The following is a 19239-nucleotide window of genomic DNA, read 5'->3' on the forward strand; positions in this document are numbered from 1 at the left end:
CCCTAGGTCATGGAAGCGTAAACCCCGGAACGGCCGTCCGAGACCCCTTCGGCCCGATGACGGTCAGTCGCGCGGGCCGCCTGCCACGTAGACCACCTGGCCGGAGACGAACCCGGCACCCTCGCTGATGAAGAACGACGCGGTGTGGGCGATGTCGTCGGGCTGGCCGACGCGCTGCACCGGGATCTCCTTCGCGTTGAACGCCTTGAAGTCCTCGAACGGCACGCCGAGGCGCTCGGCGGTCTTCGCCGTCATCTCGGTCTCGATGAAACCGGGGGCGATCGCGTTGGCGGTGACGCCGAACTTGCCGAGCTCGAACGCCAGCGTCTTGGTGAAGCCCTGCATGCCGGCCTTGGCCGCCGAGTAGTTGACCTGGCCGCGGTTGCCGAGCGCCGAGGTGCTCGACAGGTTGACGACGCGACCCCACTTGGCCTCGACCATGTGCTTCTGCACGGCGCGCGTCATGAGGAACGCACCGCGCAGGTGGACGCCGAGCACGGCGTCCCAGTCCTCGACGGTCATCTTGAAGAGCAGGTTGTCGCGGGTGATGCCGGCGTTGTTCACCAGGACGGTGGGCGCGCCGAGCTCCGAGGCGACCTTCTCGACCGCGGCGGCCGCGGACGCCTCGTCGGAGACGTCGGCGCCGACGGCGATCGCGGAACCACCCGCGGAGGTGATCGCCTCGACGGTGTCCGAACATGCCGACGCATCCAGGTCGAGCACGCCCACGGCCAGGCCGTCCGACGCCAGACGCTTGGCCACGGCAGCGCCGATCCCTCGTGCCGCTCCCGTCACAATTGCCGTTCTGCGCTCGCTCACCGGTACCTTCTCTCCTCGACTGATGTCGCGTCGCTGCGCTGTTCGTGGCGTCGACGCGTCTGCGGCCGCCCTGGCCTCACCTAGTTCTATCAGTGCGTAACATCGCCCCCGCGCGCCCGGCGCGAGGGGGCGCACGACAGGAGTTCGATGTCAGCGACGACACCCGACGACCGCGCGACGAGCGGCTCCGCCGTCGCGGTTCTCGTCCTCGCAGCCGGCGCGGGGACACGCATGCGGTCCTCGGTCCCCAAGGTCCTGCACCGCATCGGCGGGCGCACCCTGCTCTCCCATGCCCTGCACGCCGCGGCCGGTGTGCAGCCCGATCACCTCGTCGTGGTCGTCGGACATGACCGCGAGCGCGTCGCCGCGGCGTGCGACGACGTCGCCGACACGCTCGGCCGCCCGGTCGTCACCGCCGTCCAGGAGGTCCCCAACGGCACCGGTGGCGCGGTGGCCGCCGGGTTGTCCGCGCTCGCAACCGATTTCGACGGCACCATCCTGGTGACGGCGGGTGACGTCCCCCTGCTGACGAGCGACGCACTCGCCGCGCTGCGCGACGACCACGTCGCCGCGGGCGCCGACATCACCCTGATGACGTCCACCGCCCCCGACCCGACCGGATACGGACGTGTCCTGCGCACCCAGGACGGCCAGGTCACACAGATCGTCGAGGAATCCGACGCCACCCCGGAACAGAAGCGCATCACCGAGGTGAACTCGGGCGTCTACGCGTTCGACGCGAGGACCCTCGCCCAGGCGCTCACCGAGCTGGGCACCCACAACGCGCAGGGCGAGCTGTACCTCACCGACGTCGTCGCCGTCGCCCGCTCCAAGGGCCGCACCGTGCGCGCCGCCCACCTCGCCGACGCCGCACTCGTGGCCGGTTGCAACGACCGCCTGCAACTCTCCGACCTCGGCGCCGAGTTGAACCGCCGTGTCCTGCACAGCCTGATGCGCTCCGGCGTCACCGTCGTCGACCCGGCGACCACCTGGGTCGACGTCGACGTCCGCGTCGGGGTCGACGCGACCCTGCTGCCCGGGACGCAACTGCACGGCGCGACCGTCATCGGTGAGCACGCCGTCGTCGGCCCGGACACCACCCTCACCGACGTCATGGTGGGCGAGGGTGCGCAGGTCGTCCGCACCCACGGCAGCGAGTCCAGCGTCGGCGCCGGCGCGCAGGTCGGCCCGTTCGCCTACCTCCGCCCGGGCAGCGTGCTCGGCGCCGACGCCAAGATCGGCACGTTCGTCGAGACGAAGAACGCGACCATCGGCGCCGGCACCAAGGTGCCGCACCTGACCTACGTCGGCGACGCGACCATCGGCGAGCACTCGAACATCGGCGCGTCGAGCGTCTTCGTCAACTACGACGGCGTCGAGAAGAACCGGACGGTCATCGGTTCGCATTGCCGCACCGGGTCGGACACGATGTTCATCGCCCCCGTCACCGTGGGTGATGGCGCCTACACCGGGGCCGGTACGGTGCTCAGGCGAGATGTGCCCCCGGGCGCACTCGCCGTGTCCGCGGGGGAGCAACGGATCTTCGAGGGCTGGGTCGAGGAGCGTCGACCCGGGACCGCATCCGCGGAGGCGGCACGACGCGCCCGGGACGCCGGAGCGCAGGACGAACAGGAAGCGGACGAGCAGTGAACTGGACCACCGACAACCAGAAGAACCTGATGTTGTTCTCCGGTCGAGCTCACCCTGAGCTCGCCGACGCGGTCGCGAAGGAACTCGGCATCGAGGTCACGCCGCAGACCGCCCGAGACTTCGCCAACGGGGAGATCTTCGTCCGCTTCGAGGACTCGGTCCGCGGTTCGGACGCCTTCGTCCTGCAGAGCTGCCCGGCGCCGCTGAACAAGTGGCTCATGGAGCAGCTCATCATGATCGACGCGCTCAAGCGCGGCTCGGCCAAGCGCATCACCGCGATCCTGCCGTTCTACCCCTACGCCCGTCAGGACAAGAAGCACCGTGGGCGCGAACCGATCTCGGCCCGCCTCGTCGCCGACCTGCTGAAGACCGCTGGCGCCGACCGCATCATCACCGTCGACCTGCACACCGATCAGATCCAGGGCTTCTTCGACGGCCCGGTGGACCACATGCACGCGCAGGGCCAGCTCGCGGAGTACGTGCGGGAGCACTACGGCACCGACAACATCACCGTCGTCTCGCCGGACTCCGGCCGTGTCCGCGTGGCCGAGAAGTGGGCCGACTCGCTCAACGGCGCGCCGCTGGCGTTCATCCACAAGACGCGAGACCCGTTGGTGCCCAACCAGGTCAAGTCCAATCGCGTGGTCGGTGAGGTCGAGGGCCGCATCTGCGTCCTGATCGACGACATGATCGACACCGGCGGCACCATCGCCGGCGCCGTGCGCGTCCTCAAGGAGGCGGGAGCCGGCGACGTCATCATCGCCACCACACACGGGGTGTTCTCCGACCCCGCGGCCGAACGGCTCGCGTCCTGCGGGGCGAAGGAGGTCATCGCGACCGACACGTTGCCGATCACCCCGGACAAGCAGTTCGCGAACCTGACCGTGCTGTCGATCGCACCGCTCCTGGCGCAGACCATTCACCAGGTCTTCGAGAACGGGTCGGTCACCAGCCTGTTCAACGGCGTCGCCTGACCGTCGTGGGCGAGACCGCGCGGATCTACCACAACCCGCAGTGCTCGACGTCCCGGAGGACGTTGCAGCGCCTGCGCGACACCGGCGTCGAACCCGAGGTCGTGCAGTACCTGAAGACGCCGCCGACGCGCGACGAACTGGTCCAGCTGATCGCCGACGCGGGACTCACCCCGTCGCAGGCGGTCCGCCGCCGTGAGGCGCTGTTCTCCGAGCTCGCCCTGGCCGACGCCGACGACGACACCCTGCTCGACGCGATGGCCGCGAACCCCCGGCTCATCGAGCGCCCGTTCGTCGTGACCTCGAAGGGCACCCGCCTCGCCCGACCCGTCGAGACGGTCGACGAGATCCTCTGACCCGGCCTCAGGGTCGGGGGAGGTGAGGGCGGACGCCGGGCACCACCGCACCGCACAGTCCGCGCGCGAGCGCGGACGCGACCGCCGTGCCGTCGACCCTGTCGTCCCACACCGCGATCTTCCCGTCGCGGACGGTGGCCACCCCGTGGACCGGGAACTGCAGGTGCACCGGCCCCACCCGCAGGTGGTCGGTGCGCAGGGTCCGCACGACCTGCTCGGCGTGCGCGGTACCGACGAATGCGTCGTCGGTCGATCCGTGTACCGCGTCGGCGGTCACGTCGTGGATCGCGACGTCGAACCGCCCGCGGTCGCCGACGACCCGCTGCAGCCTGCGCGACACGCGGTCCCGGCCACGCCATGCGACCCCGTGGGCGAACCGGTACCGCACCTCGGGGGCGAGCAGATGGCGGGCGATCTCCGCGTCGCCGAGCGCCAGGGACTCCAGGAAGCGGATCGCCACGTCCTCCGCCGACCACAGGAGACAGTGCTGCATCGACGTCATCGCACCTCTCCTCCCGCCGTGTGGTGATCGGCCTGTGGGACGTCCATCGTCCGCGCGGATCGCGTCACGGGACCGAACTCGACATGGCCGACCGGCGAACAGTGCCTGAGGAGAGCCTGGGAGCGGATGCCGTCCGCGCGATGTGACACCGGCCCCGCAGCTCCACTACCCTGGCCGACGTTGTCACGGCGAGGGTGGGTCTCCCACCGTCATCGGCGCGGCTTCGCCGGTTCGGCCCTTCGGTGCTCCCGGCGTCCGCTGCGGTGTGCCGTGCGGACCCGCCACCACCGGATCGAGGAGAACCATGGCAAACGACACCCCGAAACTCACCGTCGGAACGCGTGACGAGCGCGGCAAGGGCGCTGCGCGCCGCGCACGTCGCGCCGGCAAGGTCCCCGCGGTCCTCTACGGCCACGGTTCAGACCCCCGCCACCTCGCGCTCCCGCAGCTCGAGTTCGCCGCGATCCTGCGCGCCAACGGCACCAACGCCGTCATCGAGCTCGACATCGACGGCACCAAGCAGCTCGCGCTGACCAAGCAGATCGACGTGCACCCGGTGCGCAAGTTCATCCAGCACGCCGACCTCCTCGTCATCAAGCGCGGCGAGAAGGTCGTCATCGAGGTCACCGTCGTGGTCGAGGGCGAGGCCGCCCCGGGCACCCTGGTGATCCAGGAGCTCAACTCCGTCGAGGTCGAGGCCGACGTCATGTCGATCCCCGAGCAGATCACCGTGTCGGTCGAGGACGCGCAGGTCGGTGTGCAGATCACCGCCGCCGACCTCGAGCTGCCGAGCGGAGTGACCCTCGAGACCGATCCCGAGACCCTCATCGTCGCGGTCAACGAGGCACCGACCGCCGAGGCGCTCGAGGCCGAGCTGGACCAGGACCTGCTGCCCGACGAGCCCGCTGAGGACGCCGACGGCGAGTCGGCCGAGGGCGACGCCGACAACGGCGACGCCGAGGCCGAGTCCGACGACGCATAAGTGCGACTGATCGTCGGCGCGGGCAATCCCGGCCCCCGCTACGCCGCCACGCGCCACAACATCGGCGCGATGGTCGCGGACGCGGTGGTCGCCCGCGCCGGCGAGGGGTATCGGACCCACAAGAAGTCGGGCGCTGACATCGCGACGGTGCGCGTCGGCGGCGAATCCGTCGTCGTCGCGCGCCCTCGCGTGTTCATGAACGAGCTCGGGCGCCAGGTGGGGCCACTGGCGTCGTTCTACTCCGTCGCACCCGGGGACGTGATCGTCCTGCACGACGAACTCGACATCGACTTCGGCCTGGTGCGACTCAAACGCGGTGGCGGCGAAGGTGGCCACAACGGTCTGCGATCGATCTCGTCGTCGCTGGGCACCCGGGACTATCTCCGGGTGCGGCTCGGGATCGGCCGGCCCCCCGGGCGCATGGATCCCGCGGACTTCGTCCTCAAGCCGTTCCCGGCCGCGGACCGCCCCGAGGTCGAGCTGTTGGTGACCAACGGGGTCGACGCCGTCGACCTGCTGCTCACCTCCGACCTCGAGGACGCACAGAACACGGTGCACACGTGGTGAGTCACAATCCGCCGGGACGTGCTCTGCACAGGTGCACCGGACGGGCGATGTCCGCGTCTGCGACGACGAACCGACAGGCGAGAATGACCCCGTCACGCGGGGACGATCAGGACCACCGCGAGCGCGGGGAGAGTGGGAGACATGGCGACCATCAAGGCGAACACCGGACGCGAGAACGTCGCGATGCTGGGCATCGGTGCATACCGACCGAGCCGCGTCGTCACCAACGACGAGATCTGTCAGACGTTGGACTCCACCGACGAGTGGATCTACGAGCGCACCGGCATCCGTAGTCGTCGCTGGATCTCCGGCGACGAGTCCGCGCGGTCGATGGCCGTAGCCGCCGCCGAGAGGGCCATCAGCAACTCCGGTGTGCCGCGCGAGAAGATCGGCGCCGTCCTGCTGTCCACGCTGAGCTGGAAGACCAAGATCCCCCACGGCGCGCCGCAGATCGCCTACGACCTCGGGATCAACGGCGTCGCCGCCGTCGACCTCGCGTCGGGCTGCAGTGGCTTCGGGTACGGGCTCGGCGTGGCCGCGGACATGGTGCGGTCGGGGTCGTCGGAGTACGTGCTCCTCGTCTGTGTGGAGACGCTGTCGATAGTGCTGGACCCGACCGACCGGAACACCGCCTTCATCTTCGGCGACGGTGCCGGCGCCGTGATCGTCGGACCGAGCGAGGAGAACGGCATCTCCCCCACCGTGTGGGGCAGCGACGGCGAGAACGCCGAGGCCATCGGCCAGAGCTACGACATCATCGAGTACATGGACCGGGCCCAGGAGATGCAGGCCCTCGACCCGACCGACGCGCCGCTCGACCGCATGGTCGTCACCATGCAGGGACCGCGGGTGTTCCGCTGGGCCGCCATCGCCCTGCCGAAGGCACTCTCGACCACCCTCGAGGAGTCGGGCATCACCGCCGACGACATCGACGTCTTCATCCCCCACCAGGCCAACGCCCGCATCAACGAGCTGATGAAGAAGAACCTCGGGCTGCGCGACGACATCCCCATGGCCAACGACATCGAGCAGACCGGCAACACCTCGGCCGCGTCGATCCCGCTGGCCATGGAGGAGATGCTGGCCTCGGGCAAGGCGCAGGGCGGTCAGACCGCGCTGCTGCTCGGTTTCGGCTCCGGTCTGAGCTACGCCGGTCAGGTCGTCACGCTGCCGCCGGCCCCGAAGGAGACGAGTCTCTAGACGACGCGCCGGTACGGCGTGCGTGACCTGCCGGTTCGTCGGCGGGGTTAACACCCGGGGGAACACCTGCGACAGTGATACGGGGCGACGAAAGGACACGGCATGACCGCGATCGCGGAGACCACGGGGATCAACACCATCGGCATGCTCGGGATCGGTGCGTACCGACCTGAACGAGTCGTCACGAACGACGAGATCTGCGAGCAGATCGACTCCTCGGACGAGTGGATCTACACCCGTACCGGCATCAAGACCCGCCGCTTCGCCCGCCGCGACGAGGACGTCACCCAGATGGCCGTGGCGGCCGGTCGCACCGCGATCGCCAACGCGCTGCTGCAGGGATCCGACATCGACGCGGTCATCCTCGCCACCAACACCCACCTGCTGCTGACGCCGGCCGGCGCGACGAAGGTCGCCACCGAACTCGGCGCGAACGGTGTCCCCGCGTTCGACGTGACCGTCGGGTGCGCGGGCTTCGGCTACGGCATGGCGCTCGCGTCGGACATGGTCCGCGGCGGTAGCGCCCAGCACGTGCTGGTCATCGGGGCCGAGCAGCTCTCGGTGACGCTCGACATGACCGATCGCGGCAACTGCTTCATCTTCGGTGACGGTGCCGGCGCGGTCGTCGTCGGTCCGACCGAGGACCAGCAGCTCGGACCCGTGGTGTGGGGCTCGGACGGCTCGCAGTACAACGCGATCCGCCAGGACTTCGACTGGGTCACCTTCCTCGACGGCGACCGCAAGCAGCGCCCGTTCCTCCGCATGGAGGGCACCTCGGTGTTCCGCTGGGCCGCGTTCGAGATGGGCAAGGCGGCGCAGCGCGCGCTCGAGGCCGCCAAGATCGGATCCGAGGACCTCGACGTCTTCATCCCGCACCAGGCCAACGCCCGCATCAACGAACTGCTCGCCAAGAACCTGCACCTCAAGGAGGGCACGGTCGTCGCCGACGACATCGAGTTCACCGGCAACACCTCCGCGGCCTCCATCCCCCTGGCCATGGAGAACCTCCTGTCGACGGGCCGCGCCAAGCCCGGCCAGACCGCTCTGCTCCTCGGCTACGGCGCCGGCCTCAGCTATGCCTCCCAGGTCGTGAAGCTCCCGCCCGTCCCCTTCGAGTGACCGCGCATCCGACGCACTTCTTCCCGCTCACCGGGAAGAAGTGCGTCGGATCGCGTAACGGATCGTGGCCACGACGTATCCGGGGCGTTCTGTCGCGTCCCGCCAGGTGAAGTTCAGTACGTTTCACCCTGCGGCCATGAGCGCATTCCGGCGTTCCCGGTCCCGCTGAAATGCGCCCGGGTCGGTGTGGAACGCGAATCCGTCGATCTCGACGATCACCTTGGCCTCGCGGAAGACGATGTCGCCGACGTAGCCCGACACCTCGACGTTCGCCGCCCACCCGTGGATGCGCGCACGCCTCAACAGCTGATGCGTGATCCGCTCCGCCTCCGACCGAGCCCCACCTGACGCGGCGGCGAGGATGCGTTCGGCGGCCCCCGCGCCTCGTCGCCCGGGATACCTCTCGTGAGCTGCCACGGCATCGGCCAGGTCGATCTGCCGGCGCAGGAGTGCGCGATCGAACGCGTCGACGGCACCCTCGTTCGCCGCCGCTTCCACCGCGGCGAACGGCAGCGCCATGACGCGCAGGCCACCTCGGGTCGCGATGTCCTCCGGATGCAGTTCCCGCTGCAGGATGACCGTGCCCACGACGACCCGACCGCGACGGCCGCGCGGCGCCACGACGACCACCCGCTGCGGAGCGCGCTCCGCAGCACCCTGCCACCACATGGAGGCGAGGCCCCCGAGAACTGCCCGATCGCCGACGGCTTCGCAGGCCAGCCGAAGTCGCGACCTGTCCGTCATCGCGCGATCGGTCGCCATGTAGACACCGCCCGCGACGGCACGCCATCGGCCGCCCGCGACCAGCCGACCGATCGCCGAACTGCTGAGACCCGCCTCGAGGGCCTCTCTGCGGGTGATGACCCCGTCGTGCGCCGCCAGGACATCGCGCACCGCTGCGTTCATGGTCATTGGACGCCCCGAACCCGGTAACGGTTCCACGGCCCGATACGACGCAGTTGTTCCCGCTGGCCGGGAACAACTGCGTCGGATCGGCGAAGTGGGCGTCGAGTAAAGTGTCACGGTGAGTTCTGAAGCCATCGCACGTGAGGTGGCACGTCGGCGCACCTTCGCGATCATCTCCCACCCCGACGCCGGCAAGTCCACGATGACCGAGGCTCTGGCGTTGCACGCCAGGGTGATCGGCGAGGCGGGCGCGATCCACGGCAAGGCCGGTCGCAAGTCCACCGTCTCGGACTGGATGGAGATGGAGAAGGCCCGCGGCATCTCCGTCAGCTCCACCGCCCTGCAGTTCACGTACGGCGACGCGGTGATCAACCTCGTCGACACCCCCGGCCACGCCGACTTCTCCGAGGACACCTACCGCGTCCTCACCGCGGTCGACGCCGCCGTCATGCTCATCGACGCGGCGAAGGGACTCGAGCCGCAGACGCTCAAGCTCTTCCAGGTGTGTCGTCACCGCGGGATCCCCGTGATCACGGTGATCAACAAGTGGGACCGCCCGGGCCGCACGCCGCTGGAGCTCATCGACGAGATCAGCGAGCGCATCGGCCTGCTTCCCACACCGCTGTACTTCCCGGTCGGCATCGCCGGTGACTTCCGCGGCCTGCTCGACCGCCGCACCGGCGACTACGTCCGCTTCACCCGCACTGCGGGCGGCGCGACCATCGCACCCGAGGAACTGATGACGGCCGACGCCGCCGCGGCCCGCGAGAACGGCGAGTGGACCGCTGCGGTCGAGGAGAGCGACCTCCTCTCGGAGATGGGCCAGGACCACGACGAGGAACTGTTCCTCGCGGGCGAGACCTCGCCGATGATCTTCGCCTCGGCGATGCTCAACTTCGGTGTGCGGCAACTGCTCGACGCCCTCGTCGAGCTGGCCCCGCCGCCGGCCGCCCGGGATTCCGTCGACGACGCCACCCGCGACGTCACCGACCCGTTCTCGGCGGTGGTGTTCAAGGTGCAGGCGGGCATGGACTCGTCCCACCGGGACCGCCTGGCGTTCATGCGCATCGTGTCCGGTGAGTTCGAGCGCGGCATGGTGGTCACGCACGCGCAGACCGGGAAACCGTTCGCCACCAAGTACGCCCAGGCCGTCTTCGGCCGCGACCGCTCCACCGTCGACACCGCCTACCCCGGCGACGTCGTCGGTCTGGTCAACGCTATGACGCTGGCGCCCGGTGACACGCTCTACACCGACGACGAGGTCCGCTACCCGCCGATCCCCTCGTTCGCACCCGAGCACTTCGCGGTGCTGCGCGCCGTCAGTGCCGGCAAGTACAAGCAGTTCCGCAAGGGCATGGACCAGCTCGCCTCCGAGGGTGTGGTCCAGGTGCTCCGCAACGACCTGCGCGGCGACGCCTCGCCGGTCCTCGCGGCCGTCGGACCGATGCAGTTCGAGGTCGTCACCGCCCGCATGAAGACCGAGTTCGGGGTCGACACCGCCGTGGACTTCCTCGGCTTCACCCTCGCCCGACGCACCGACGCCGCCAGCGCCGACGAGCTGAATCGTCAACGCGGGGTGGAGGTCTTCACCCGCAGCGACGGTGTCCTGCTCGCGCTGGTCAGCGACAAGTGGCGGTTGCAGTACATCCAGAAGGAACACCCGGAGCTGACGCTGGAACCTCTCGTTGCCGCGGCCGACTGACCGTCGCGGCCACCCGCCGACGATCGGCCTCGCCACCGTCGCCGTCGGTGTCCTGACCCTCGCGGCATGCGGGTCGTCGACCGACCCGGCCGATCCCGACCGCCGTTCCCCGGCACCGACAGCCTCGGCGACGGGACAGACGGGGCGCGCTCCCGCGCAGAGGTGCGCGACGTCGCCGACGCGGGGCACACTGACGCGCCCGGAGAACACGTTGCGCTTCACCCGGGGAGAGGCCGCGGTGTCCGTGCAGCGGCTCCCGGCCCCCGTCCCCGCCGACCGCACCCCCGGGGCGACCGGGACCGGCACCGACATCGGGTGTTTCGTGTTCGAGCGGTGGGGTCCGCCGAATCCGGTCGTGCCGGTCGAGAGCGTGCTCCTCGCCTTCCGCGGTCCCGGCGCCGACGGTGTCCTCATCGACATGTCCCTCGCCGACTTCGTGGCCCGCCCGCGGGTGCCCGCGCAGATCGGGGTCGTCGTCGACGGCCGGCACTATCAGGGCACGTGCACAGTGGAGACGACAGACCTCGGTGAGACACGCGCTGCGGGCGTCTTCGTCTGCCCCAGTGCTGTTCTCGACGACGCGAACCCGTTCGCCCCGGACGACGACATCGCCGCGAGCGATCGGTCGCCCGAGCCGGAGACGACCAGTCCCCCGCCCGTCCCGGGGCCCGGCGGTCTGGCGATCCCGGCGACGACGGCACCGATGGCGCCGACGCCGACAGAACAGACCGCAGCGCCGTCGGCGTCGTTCACCGGGTGGTTCCGCGTCAGCGGTTGATCGGCGCGCTCAGCTCCCGGTGACGATCCGCACGACCTCGTGGGGATCGACGTCCTCCAGCGAGGCGGGCATGAACGACGGGTTCCGGTCCTTGTCGACGAGGACCGCGCGCACCCCCTCGGCGAAATCCGGGGTGGCGCAGATGCGTTCGGCAGCGTGCAACTCCCGCTCGAAGCACTCGGCGAGGGTGGACCGCTCGCCCGCCTCGATGAGGGCCGCGGTCACCAGCAGGCTCGTCGGCGATGCCGCGCGCAACGCGGTGACCATCGACTGCGCCCACTCGTCACCGACCGCTCCTTGCAGGCCGCCGACGACCCCGGCGACCGAGGTGTCGTCGAAGTACTCCGCGATCGCGGACGGCCGCAGATCGCTGCTCGGCGGGGCCGCGAGGTCACCGAACACCTCGGGAAGCGGCGCACCGGAACGGATCCGGTCCGCGACGGTGCCGAAGTCGTCGGCGGGGACGAAGTGGGTGGCCATCCCGACGGCGACAGCATCGGCCCCGGAGATCCGGGACCCCGTGAGGCCCAACCACATCCCGACGCCCGCGGGCAGACGAGGGAGGAAGTAGGTGGCGCCCACGTCGGGGAAGAAGCCGATGGCCGTCTCGGGCATGGCCATCATGGTCGACTCGGTGACGACCCGGACCTCGCCGTGCACGCTGATGCCGAGACCCCCACCCATGGCGGCGCCGTTGATCATCGACACGTACGGCTTGGGGAAATCGGCGACGAGCTGGTCGAGCTCGTACTCCGACCCGAAGTACTTCGTGATCGCGGCCGCGTCAGCCGCGAGGGCGTTGTCGCGGATGGCGCGGATGTCACCACCGGCGCAGAAGGCCCGCTCGCTGCCCGACGTGACCAACACCGTCTCCACGGTGTCGTCGTCGGCCCACCGACGCAGGAGGTCGGTCATGTCGTCGATCATGGTCTGATCGAGCGCATTCAGGGCCTTGGGACGGTCCAGCACGATCTCGCCGACACCGTTGGCGAGCGAACTACGAATGTAGGACATGCAAGCACCGTACTAGCCCCACTGTTCGGCGAGCTCCATCCACTCGGTTTCGGCGGCCTCCTTCTCCGCGACCACCGAGGTGAGCTCGGAGTCGAGGTCACGCAGGCGGCCGGCATCGGTCGCCGCGGCGGCGAGCAGCCCGTGCAGCTCGGTCTCGCGGGCATCGAGTTTCGCGATCTGACGTTCGAGGCGCTTCATCGCCTTCTGTGCGTCTCGCTCGGCGCCGGCATCCCGAACCGGTGCCGCGGCAGGCGAACCCGCCCGGCCCGCCACCGACGAGACCGGGGTCGCGTTGTCGCCCTGACGCGCACGGCGCTGCAGGTACGACTCGATGCCCCCGGGCAGGTTGGTCAGCCCGCCGTCACCGAAGAGTGCCCAGGTGCTGTCGCAGATCCGCTCGATGAGGTACCGGTCGTGGCTGATGACGACCATCGTCCCGGCCCAGCCGTCGAGGATGTCCTCGAGCTGCTGCAGGGTGTCGATGTCGAGGTCGTTGGTGGGCTCGTCGAGCAGCAAAACGTTGGGCTGCGCCATGAGCACCCGGGTGAGCTGCAGGCGACGACGCTCGCCACCGGAGAGATCCCCGACCGGGGTCCGCTGCCGGGCCGGGGAGAACCCGAGGCGCTCGGCCAGCTGCCCCGCCGAGATCTCCTTCTCCTGCTTGGTGCCCGCACCGATGGTGATGCGTCCGGCGACGTCCTCGACCGCCTCGAGCACACGCATGTCGGTGGGGAGATCGTCGAGTTCCTGTCGCAGCCAACCGATGGACACCGTGGTGCCCTCCTTGCGGCGACCCGGATCGACCGGCACCTCACCGGCCAACGCGCGCAGAAGCGTGGTCTTGCCGGAACCGTTGATGCCGACCAGACCGATGCGTTCGCCGGGTTGCAGTCGCCACGTGAGGTCCTCGACCAGCACGCGGTCGTCCGGGGTGCGCAGCGTGGCGTCCTCGAGTTCGATGACGACGCGTCCGAGGCGGCGCTTGGCGAACGTCGACAGCGCGACGCTGTCCCGCACGGGCGGGACGTCGGCGATCAGCTTCTCGGCGGCCTCGATGCGGTACTTGGGCTTCGAGGTCCGTGCCGGCGGGCCGCGGCGCAGCCACGCCAGTTCCTTACGGGCGAGGTTGCGGCGGCGTTCCTCGGCGGCGTCGGCGAGGCGGCCCCGCTCGGCGCGCGCGTAGATCCAGTCGTTGTATCCGCCTTCGTATTCCGTCACCGAGCCGTGCGCGACCTCCCAGGTGCGGGTGGCGACGGTGTCGAGGAACCAGCGGTCGTGGGTGACGACCACGAGCGCGCTCCGGCGGTTGACTACGTGGTCGGCGAGCCACTGCACGCCCTCGACGTCGAGGTGGTTGGTGGGCTCGTCGAGGATGAGCAGGTCGAGGTCCTGCACCAGCGCCGCGGCCAGCGCGACACGACGACGCTGCCCACCGGAGAGTTCCTCGACGCTGCGTTCGAGTCCCCCGTCGAGACGATCGATGCCGATGCCCGCGAGCACCGACCGGACCCGTGCGTCGGAGGCCCATTCGTGTTCGGCGACGTCGAGCGGTCCGAGGACCACGTCGCCGACGGTGGAGCCGGGCGGCAGGACACCGCGCTGGGTGACCGTCGCCATGCGGACGCCGCCGGCGATCGACACACGCCCCGAGTCGGGTTCGGTGATGCCGGCGAGGATCTCCAGCAGCGTCGTCTTGCCGCCGCCGTTGAGTCCGACGACACCGATCCGCTGGTTCTCCTGCACACCGAGGCTCACCGACTCGAGGAGCGGTGCGATCCCGAAGCTCTTGCTGATCTTCTCGGCGTTGACGAGGTTGCTCACCGGTCGCCTCCTGTCTGTTCGTCGACGACCCGTGCACCGGGTACCGGTCCTGTGGCTGTTCGTACGGCGCGGGCGACGCCCTCCCCCGACAGTTCCGCAGCGACGCGCACCGCGTGGTCGGCGTCGGCGCACAGGAACACGCACGTCGGGCCGGACCCGGAGACGATGCCCGCGAGCGCGCCCGCCTCCGTCCCCGCACGCAGGGTCCGCCGCAGGGTCGGGCGCATGCTCAGCGCCGCGGGTTGCAGATCGTTCACGAGCGCGTCGGCGAGCAGGCGGGCGTCGCCGGCGGCCAGTGCGGTCAGGACGTCGTCGGATGTGCCCGCGCGGCGGATCGGTTCGGACCGTTCCGCGGCGCGCAGGGTGTCGAGCTCGCGGTAGACCGCGGGGGTGCTGAGTTCGCCGGCCGCGACGGCGATCACCCAGTGGAACGTCCCCCGCGACAGCACGCGCGTGAGGCGTTCACCGCGGCCGGTGCCCAGCGCGGTGCCACCCTGCAGCGAGAACGGGACGTCGCTGCCGAGCCCCGCGGCGATTCCGGACAGTTCGTCGCGCCCGACGTCCAGACGCCACAGCCGGACCAGCCCGGCGAGCACGGCGGCCGCATCCGCGCTGCCTCCGGCCATCCCGCCCGCGACGGGGATGCCCTTGGCGATCGAGACTGCGACCTCACCGTGGTCGCCACCGACGTGGGCGCGCAGCGCGTCGACGGCCTTCCAGGCGAGGTTGGTGCTGTCGAGGGGAACGGAGTCGAGGGCGCGATCGTGAGCCCCGGACGGCCCCGTGACGGTGATGGTCCGCGTGTCGGCGGGGGTGATGCGGACCTCGTCCGTCAGCGACACGGCGTGGAAGACGGTCTCGAGTTCGTGATAGCCGTCGGCCCGCAGATCACCGACACCGAGGTGGAGGTTGATCTTCGCGGGTGCCCGGACGACGACGGGCGAAGGGACGACGGACAGCACGTCATCCCACACTAGTGAGGGCGAGCCGGACGAAGTCGGCCACGTCGAGACGTTCGCCCCGCAGGGAAGGGTCGATGTCGGCGGCGCGCAACCGTTCCTCGGCCGCAGCGGGCGAACCGGCCCAGCCCGCCAGGGCGGCACGCAGCGTCTTGCGACGCTGGGCGAACGCGGCGTCGACCACGGCCCACACCGCGCGGCGGGTGGTCTCGTCGGTGGACCACGGCATCTCGCACCGGTCGACGCGCACCAGGCCGGACTCGACCTTGGGCACCGGCCAGAACACGCCGGCACCGACGGTCCCCGCCCTCCGGACGTCACCGAAGAAGCGCGCCTTGACGCTGGGCACTCCGTACGTCTTGCTCCCGGGGCCCGCCGCCAACCGCTCGGCCACCTCGAGCTGCACCATCACCAGTGCCGTGCGGATGCCCGGGCAGTGCGCGAGCAGGTGCAGCAGCACGGGGACGGCCACGTTGTAGGGCAGGTTCGCGACCAGTGCCGTCACGTCGCCGACGTCCGAGGACGAGACGTCCATCGCGTCGGCCCGGACGATGCGCAGCGACGACGCCTGCGCCGGCGCCAGCTCGGCGACGGTGCGGGGCAGGACGCCTGCGAGGACCGGATCGATCTCGACGGCCGTGACCCGACCGGCGGATCCGAGCAGCGCGAGCGTCAGCGACCCGAGTCCGGGCCCGACCTCGAGCACGTGATCGTCGGCGGTGACGCCGGCCTCGGCTACGATGCGTCGGACCGTGTTGGCGTCGTGGACGAAGTTCTGGCCCAGCGACTTGGTCGGTCGCACACCGAGCTCGTCGGCGAGCTCCCGGATGCGGACGGGGCCGAGTAGACCGGGTGTCGGGTCCCCCGACGGCAGACCGGGTGTCGGGTCGGTCAGCGGAGGCCCTCGCCGGAGGCGGGGATCATCGAAGGCCCAGCTTGGCCGAGCAGGACGGCCAGGCGCCCCAGCCCTGGGCGGCGAGTGTCTTCTCGGCGACCGCGATCTGCTCCTCGCGGGTGGCGAGGTCGGCACGAGGCGCGTACTCCTGGCCGCCCCAGCGGTCCCAGGTGTTCTGGTCGAACTGGACGCCGCCGTAGAAGCCGTTGCCGGTGTTGATGGCCCAGTTGCCGGTCGACTCGCACTGCACGAGCTGGTCCCACACGGAGCCCGCGGGGACGAAGGGTGCACCCGGCTTGGTGCCGATCCTGACCTCGGCCGCGACCGGCTGCGTCAGCTCCTGGGACCCCAGCTTGACCCGCTTCGTCTCCTTGCCGTCGACCGTGGTCACCGAGTACGTGACCTGCTGCGAACCGGGCTTGCCCGGCGTGGTGACGACCCGCTTGTCCTTGACCAGCGTCGGGTCCGGGGTCTCCTTGTCCGGCGCGGTCAGCGGCTCGGTGGCGGTGAACTGCTCGGTCCGGATGCGGGTGACGGCGATCTTCATGTTCGCGCTGACCGGCGTGTCGGCCGCGGGCGTCACGACGTCGTCGCCGGACAGGGGTGCGCCGACGTCGGCCAGGAGGTCGCCGACGGTCTTCGCGGCCACGACCGGCTTGATGGTCTTCTTCGCGTCGACGAGGGTGACCGGCTTGGGCAGGATCACCGACACGGCGGCGCCGTCGACGGGGAGAGGCGCGGTGCGCGAGGACTCGACGTCCACGCTAGGCCCGCCGAGGTTCTGCTGCGCGAGCGCCTGCTCGACGGTGACCGCGTTGGTCTTGATCTCCCGCGGGGTGCCGTCGACGTTGAGCAGGACGGTCTTGAGGCGGTGGAAGGTGATGGTCTGGCCGTCACCGAGTCCTGCGGACGCCGCGGGCTTCACCAGGTCACCCGAGGCGGGGTGCAGGCCCTGGTCGGCGAGGACGTCCTCTACCGAGGACCGCATGGTCGCGACCGTCATGACCTTGCCGTCGACGTCGATGATGACCGTCTTGTGGCGCATGACGCCGAGGATGCCGCCGGCCACGAGGGTGGCGAGCAGGGCGGCGATGGCGACGCGAACCCGCAGGGAGTTCGATTCGTTGATTCTCGCTAGGAAAGACACACGTCAACTTCTGGTCGGCGGCAAGGTCTCGGGGATTCCCCCAGGCAGCGGCGATCACCGGTTGGGATCGCTGCGATCACAGAAATATAACGAGGGGTCACGCGGATGGCAAAGCGATCCCGTAGAGACGCTCGGCGTTCGCGGTCACCTGCCGGGCCAGATCGGCCGGGTCGTCGCAGCGCGTCTGCGCCAGCGATCGCACGGTGTACGGCAGGCAGTACGGCTGGTTCGGTGCGCCGCGGTGGGGATGTGGGGTGAGGAACGGCGCGTCGGTCTCGACGAGCAGCAGCTCCGGTGGGACCACCCGTGCCGCCGCCTGCAGCGCCGCGGCGTTCGTGAAGCTGACCGTCCCCGAGAAGGACAGCGCGTACCCCCGGTCGACGCATTCGCGCGCGATCGTCTCGTCCTCGGAGAAGCAGTGCATGATCACCGTCTCCGGTGCGCCCTCGTCGGCGAGGACGTCGAGCAGATCCCGGCCCGCGTCGCGGTTGTGGATCATCAGGGGCTTGCCGACCTCCTTGGCCAGCGCGATGTGCCACCGAAAGCTGTGTTCCTGCTGCACCTTCGACGCACAGTCGTCGGAGCGCTCGAGCCAGTACCAGTCGAGCCCGGTCTCGCCGACGGCGACCACGCGCGGATGGCGGGCCATCGCGGCGAGCTCGTCGGCCGTCTCGTCGGTGAGGTCGTCGGCGTGGGTCGGATGCAGCGCGGTCGCCGCCCAGACCCGGCTGTCCCAGTCGGCGGCGGCGATCGCCCAGCGCGCGTCGACCATGTCGTCGGCGACGGTGACCACACCGCCCACGCCGACGGCGCCCGCGTGATCGAGGATCTGTGCGACCGCCTCGGCGTCGCGGCCACCGCACGCGGCGAGGTGCGTGTGCGCGTCGATCAGGGGCGCGAGGGGTTCCGGATCCGGGGGCGGGGGCTTGCGCTTGCTCACAGCGTCACCGTCCCGGTGATGGTGGTGTTCGACACACCACCCACCCAGATGCTGTCCCCGTCGTCGTCGATCGACACCCGTCCCGCGCGTCCGATCGCCGTGCCCTGCGCGGCCACGTAGGACGCGGGCACCTCCCCCGCCGACCGCAGCCACACGGCGAACCCCGCGTTGAGGCTGCCGGTCACCGGGTCCTCGGGCACCCCGACGCCGGGGACGAAAGCCCGGACCTCGTACGCCGCGTCGGCGGCGTCCCCGCGATGTGCGCCGATCAACCCCACCTTGTGGTCGCCGAGGGCGCCGAAGTCGGGCGTGATCTCCAGGACACGCTCCGCCGATGTCAGCATGAGTCCGATCCACCCGGGCCCGTTGTCGACCCAGTTGCTCGCGACGACATCCGACGGTGCGAGACCGAGCGCCGACCGGATCTCGGCGAGCACGTCGTCGTCGACCGGTCCGGACCGTCGCAGCGGCGGGGCCGCGAACGCCAGGCGTGCACCGTCACGGCGGATGGTCACCAGCCCGATGCCGCACTCCTGCACGATCGCCTCGGCGGCGGGCACCCCGCCCGCCTCCAGCCACGCATGCGCCGAGCCCAGGGTCGGGTGGCCCGCGAACGGCAGTTCGCCGCCGGGGGTGAAGATGCGCAGTCGGTAGTCGGCGGACGAATCGGTCGGCGGGAGGACGAAGGTCGTCTCCGACAGGTTCGTCCAGCGCGCGAACGCGGCCATGGTCGCGTCGTCGAGGCCGTCGCCGTCGAGGACGACAGCGACCGGGTTGCCGGTCAGCGGGCCGGACACGAAGACGTCGACCTGGGCGAACGGGCGGGAGGACGGAGTGCTCACGCCGCCATGGTGTCAGGCGCGCATCCGACCCGGCGATCGAGTTCTCCCCGCCCGGCGTAGCGTCCCCGG

At 70.4% G+C, this 19239-nt stretch carries 19 protein-coding genes; 9 read left to right on the plus strand and 10 right to left on the minus strand.

What is annotated here, in order from left to right; all coding sequences use genetic code 11:
* Positions 1–63: 63 nt before the first annotated feature.
* The gene (fabG, locus tag LX14_RS00805; protein WP_253645393.1) at positions 64–819 is read right to left on the minus strand and encodes a 3-oxoacyl-ACP reductase FabG; all 756 of its coding nucleotides are present in this window, start codon (positions 817–819) and stop codon (positions 64–66) included.
* Positions 820–966: 147 nt separating this feature from the next.
* On the opposite strand from fabG, the gene glmU reads away from it, so the two are divergent.
* The 3 genes from glmU to arsC are packed head-to-tail and all read left to right on the plus strand — an operon-like array spanning position 967 to position 3796.
* On the plus strand, positions 967–2469 hold the full coding sequence (gene glmU / locus LX14_RS00810; RefSeq protein ID WP_253645394.1) for a bifunctional UDP-N-acetylglucosamine diphosphorylase/glucosamine-1-phosphate N-acetyltransferase GlmU: 1503 nt from the start codon (positions 967–969) through the stop codon (positions 2467–2469).
* Positions 2466–3443 (plus strand): ribose-phosphate diphosphokinase, encoded by a 978-nt coding sequence (locus tag LX14_RS00815; protein WP_308214055.1) that lies wholly within the window; start codon positions 2466–2468, stop codon positions 3441–3443. The genes glmU and LX14_RS00815 overlap by 4 nt, the downstream gene beginning before the upstream one ends.
* A gap of 5 nt (positions 3444–3448) precedes the next feature.
* Positions 3449–3796, plus strand: a complete 348-nt coding sequence (gene arsC / locus LX14_RS00820) for an arsenate reductase (glutaredoxin) (protein WP_253645395.1) — start codon at positions 3449–3451, stop codon at positions 3794–3796.
* A 7-nt stretch (positions 3797–3803) separates the two neighbouring features.
* Here arsC and LX14_RS00825 read toward each other — a convergent pair whose 3' ends face one another.
* A complete protein-coding gene (locus LX14_RS00825; protein ID WP_253645396.1) occupies positions 3804–4298 on the minus strand; it encodes a limonene-1,2-epoxide hydrolase family protein in 495 nt (164 codons plus the stop codon).
* A 304-nt stretch (positions 4299–4602) separates the two neighbouring features.
* On the opposite strand from LX14_RS00825, the gene LX14_RS00830 reads away from it, so the two are divergent.
* The 4 genes from LX14_RS00830 to LX14_RS00845 all read left to right on the plus strand — a co-directional run bounded on the left by LX14_RS00830 (position 4603) and on the right by LX14_RS00845 (position 8166).
* Positions 4603–5280 (plus strand): 50S ribosomal protein L25/general stress protein Ctc, encoded by a 678-nt coding sequence (locus tag LX14_RS00830; protein ID WP_253645397.1) that lies wholly within the window; start codon positions 4603–4605, stop codon positions 5278–5280.
* Complete coding sequence (pth, locus tag LX14_RS00835; RefSeq protein WP_253645398.1) at positions 5281–5847, plus strand: aminoacyl-tRNA hydrolase; 567 nt, start codon at positions 5281–5283, stop codon at positions 5845–5847.
* A 141-nt stretch (positions 5848–5988) separates the two neighbouring features.
* Entirely contained in the window at positions 5989–7047 is a 1059-nt protein-coding gene (locus LX14_RS00840; protein ID WP_253645399.1) for a beta-ketoacyl-ACP synthase III, read from the plus strand.
* A gap of 102 nt (positions 7048–7149) precedes the next feature.
* Positions 7150–8166, plus strand: a complete 1017-nt coding sequence (locus tag LX14_RS00845; RefSeq protein WP_253645400.1) for a beta-ketoacyl-ACP synthase III — start codon at positions 7150–7152, stop codon at positions 8164–8166.
* Between the two features lie 123 nt (positions 8167–8289).
* Here the strand turns inward: LX14_RS00845 and LX14_RS00850 are convergent, their stop codons facing one another.
* Positions 8290–9078: a type IV toxin-antitoxin system AbiEi family antitoxin domain-containing protein gene (locus tag LX14_RS00850; protein ID WP_253645401.1), complete on the minus strand. Its 789-nt coding sequence runs from the start codon at positions 9076–9078 to the stop codon at positions 8290–8292.
* A gap of 112 nt (positions 9079–9190) precedes the next feature.
* Between LX14_RS00850 and LX14_RS00855 the strand changes: the two genes are divergently transcribed.
* Together LX14_RS00855 and LX14_RS00860 are read left to right on the plus strand one after the other, a co-directional pair.
* Complete coding sequence (locus LX14_RS00855) at positions 9191–10774, plus strand: peptide chain release factor 3 (RefSeq protein ID WP_253645402.1); 1584 nt, start codon at positions 9191–9193, stop codon at positions 10772–10774.
* Positions 10758–11552 carry a hypothetical protein gene (locus LX14_RS00860; protein ID WP_253645403.1) on the plus strand — a complete coding sequence of 265 codons (795 nt, stop codon included), beginning with the start codon at positions 10758–10760 and terminating at the stop codon, positions 11550–11552. The genes LX14_RS00855 and LX14_RS00860 overlap by 17 nt, the downstream gene beginning before the upstream one ends.
* Before the next feature lie 9 nt (positions 11553–11561).
* Here the strand turns inward: LX14_RS00860 and LX14_RS00865 are convergent, their stop codons facing one another.
* The 7 genes from LX14_RS00865 to LX14_RS00895 all read right to left on the minus strand — a co-directional run bounded on the left by LX14_RS00865 (position 11562) and on the right by LX14_RS00895 (position 19170).
* Complete coding sequence (locus LX14_RS00865; protein ID WP_253645404.1) at positions 11562–12566, minus strand: enoyl-CoA hydratase/isomerase family protein; 1005 nt, start codon at positions 12564–12566, stop codon at positions 11562–11564.
* Positions 12567–12578: 12 nt separating this feature from the next.
* The gene (locus LX14_RS00870; RefSeq protein ID WP_253645405.1) at positions 12579–14387 is read right to left on the minus strand and encodes an ABC-F family ATP-binding cassette domain-containing protein; all 1809 of its coding nucleotides are present in this window, start codon (positions 14385–14387) and stop codon (positions 12579–12581) included.
* Complete coding sequence (locus LX14_RS00875) at positions 14384–15349, minus strand: 4-(cytidine 5'-diphospho)-2-C-methyl-D-erythritol kinase (protein WP_253645406.1); 966 nt, start codon at positions 15347–15349, stop codon at positions 14384–14386. Before LX14_RS00875 ends, LX14_RS00870 begins: the two co-directional genes overlap by 4 nt.
* A 1-nt stretch (position 15350) precedes the next feature.
* Positions 15351–16241, minus strand: coding sequence for a 16S rRNA (adenine(1518)-N(6)/adenine(1519)-N(6))-dimethyltransferase RsmA (gene rsmA / locus LX14_RS00880; protein ID WP_253647835.1), 891 nt, complete (start codon positions 16239–16241; stop codon positions 15351–15353).
* A gap of 25 nt (positions 16242–16266) precedes the next feature.
* Positions 16267–17388: a resuscitation-promoting factor gene (locus LX14_RS00885; protein WP_253645407.1), complete on the minus strand. Its 1122-nt coding sequence runs from the start codon at positions 17386–17388 to the stop codon at positions 16267–16269.
* 97 nt (positions 17389–17485) lie between these two features.
* Entirely contained in the window at positions 17486–18328 is an 843-nt protein-coding gene (locus LX14_RS00890) for a TatD family hydrolase (RefSeq protein WP_253645408.1), read from the minus strand.
* Complete coding sequence (locus tag LX14_RS00895) at positions 18325–19170, minus strand: PhzF family phenazine biosynthesis protein (RefSeq protein WP_253645409.1); 846 nt, start codon at positions 19168–19170, stop codon at positions 18325–18327. The genes LX14_RS00890 and LX14_RS00895 overlap by 4 nt, the downstream gene beginning before the upstream one ends.
* Between the last annotated feature and the right edge of the window lie 69 nt (positions 19171–19239).

It is taken from the genome of Williamsia deligens (assembly GCF_024171765.1).
Taxonomy (GTDB): domain Bacteria; phylum Actinomycetota; class Actinomycetes; order Mycobacteriales; family Mycobacteriaceae; genus Williamsia_A; species Williamsia_A deligens.

Excerpts from the sequence above, each read along its gene's own strand:
- glmU (WP_253645394.1), top strand. The coding sequence starts at position 967 with ATGTCAGCGACGACACCCGACGACCGCGCGACGAGCGGCTCCGCCGTC.
- LX14_RS00825 (WP_253645396.1), bottom strand. The coding sequence starts at position 4,298 with ATGACGTCGATGCAGCACTGTCTCCTGTGGTCGGCGGAGGACGTGGCG.
- LX14_RS00830 (WP_253645397.1), top strand. The coding sequence starts at position 4,603 with ATGGCAAACGACACCCCGAAACTCACCGTCGGAACGCGTGACGAGCGC.
- LX14_RS00840 (WP_253645399.1), top strand. The coding sequence starts at position 5,989 with ATGGCGACCATCAAGGCGAACACCGGACGCGAGAACGTCGCGATGCTG.
- LX14_RS00845 (WP_253645400.1), top strand. The coding sequence starts at position 7,150 with ATGACCGCGATCGCGGAGACCACGGGGATCAACACCATCGGCATGCTC.
- LX14_RS00850 (WP_253645401.1), bottom strand. The coding sequence starts at position 9,078 with ATGACCATGAACGCAGCGGTGCGCGATGTCCTGGCGGCGCACGACGGG.
- LX14_RS00865 (WP_253645404.1), bottom strand. The coding sequence starts at position 12,566 with ATGTCCTACATTCGTAGTTCGCTCGCCAACGGTGTCGGCGAGATCGTG.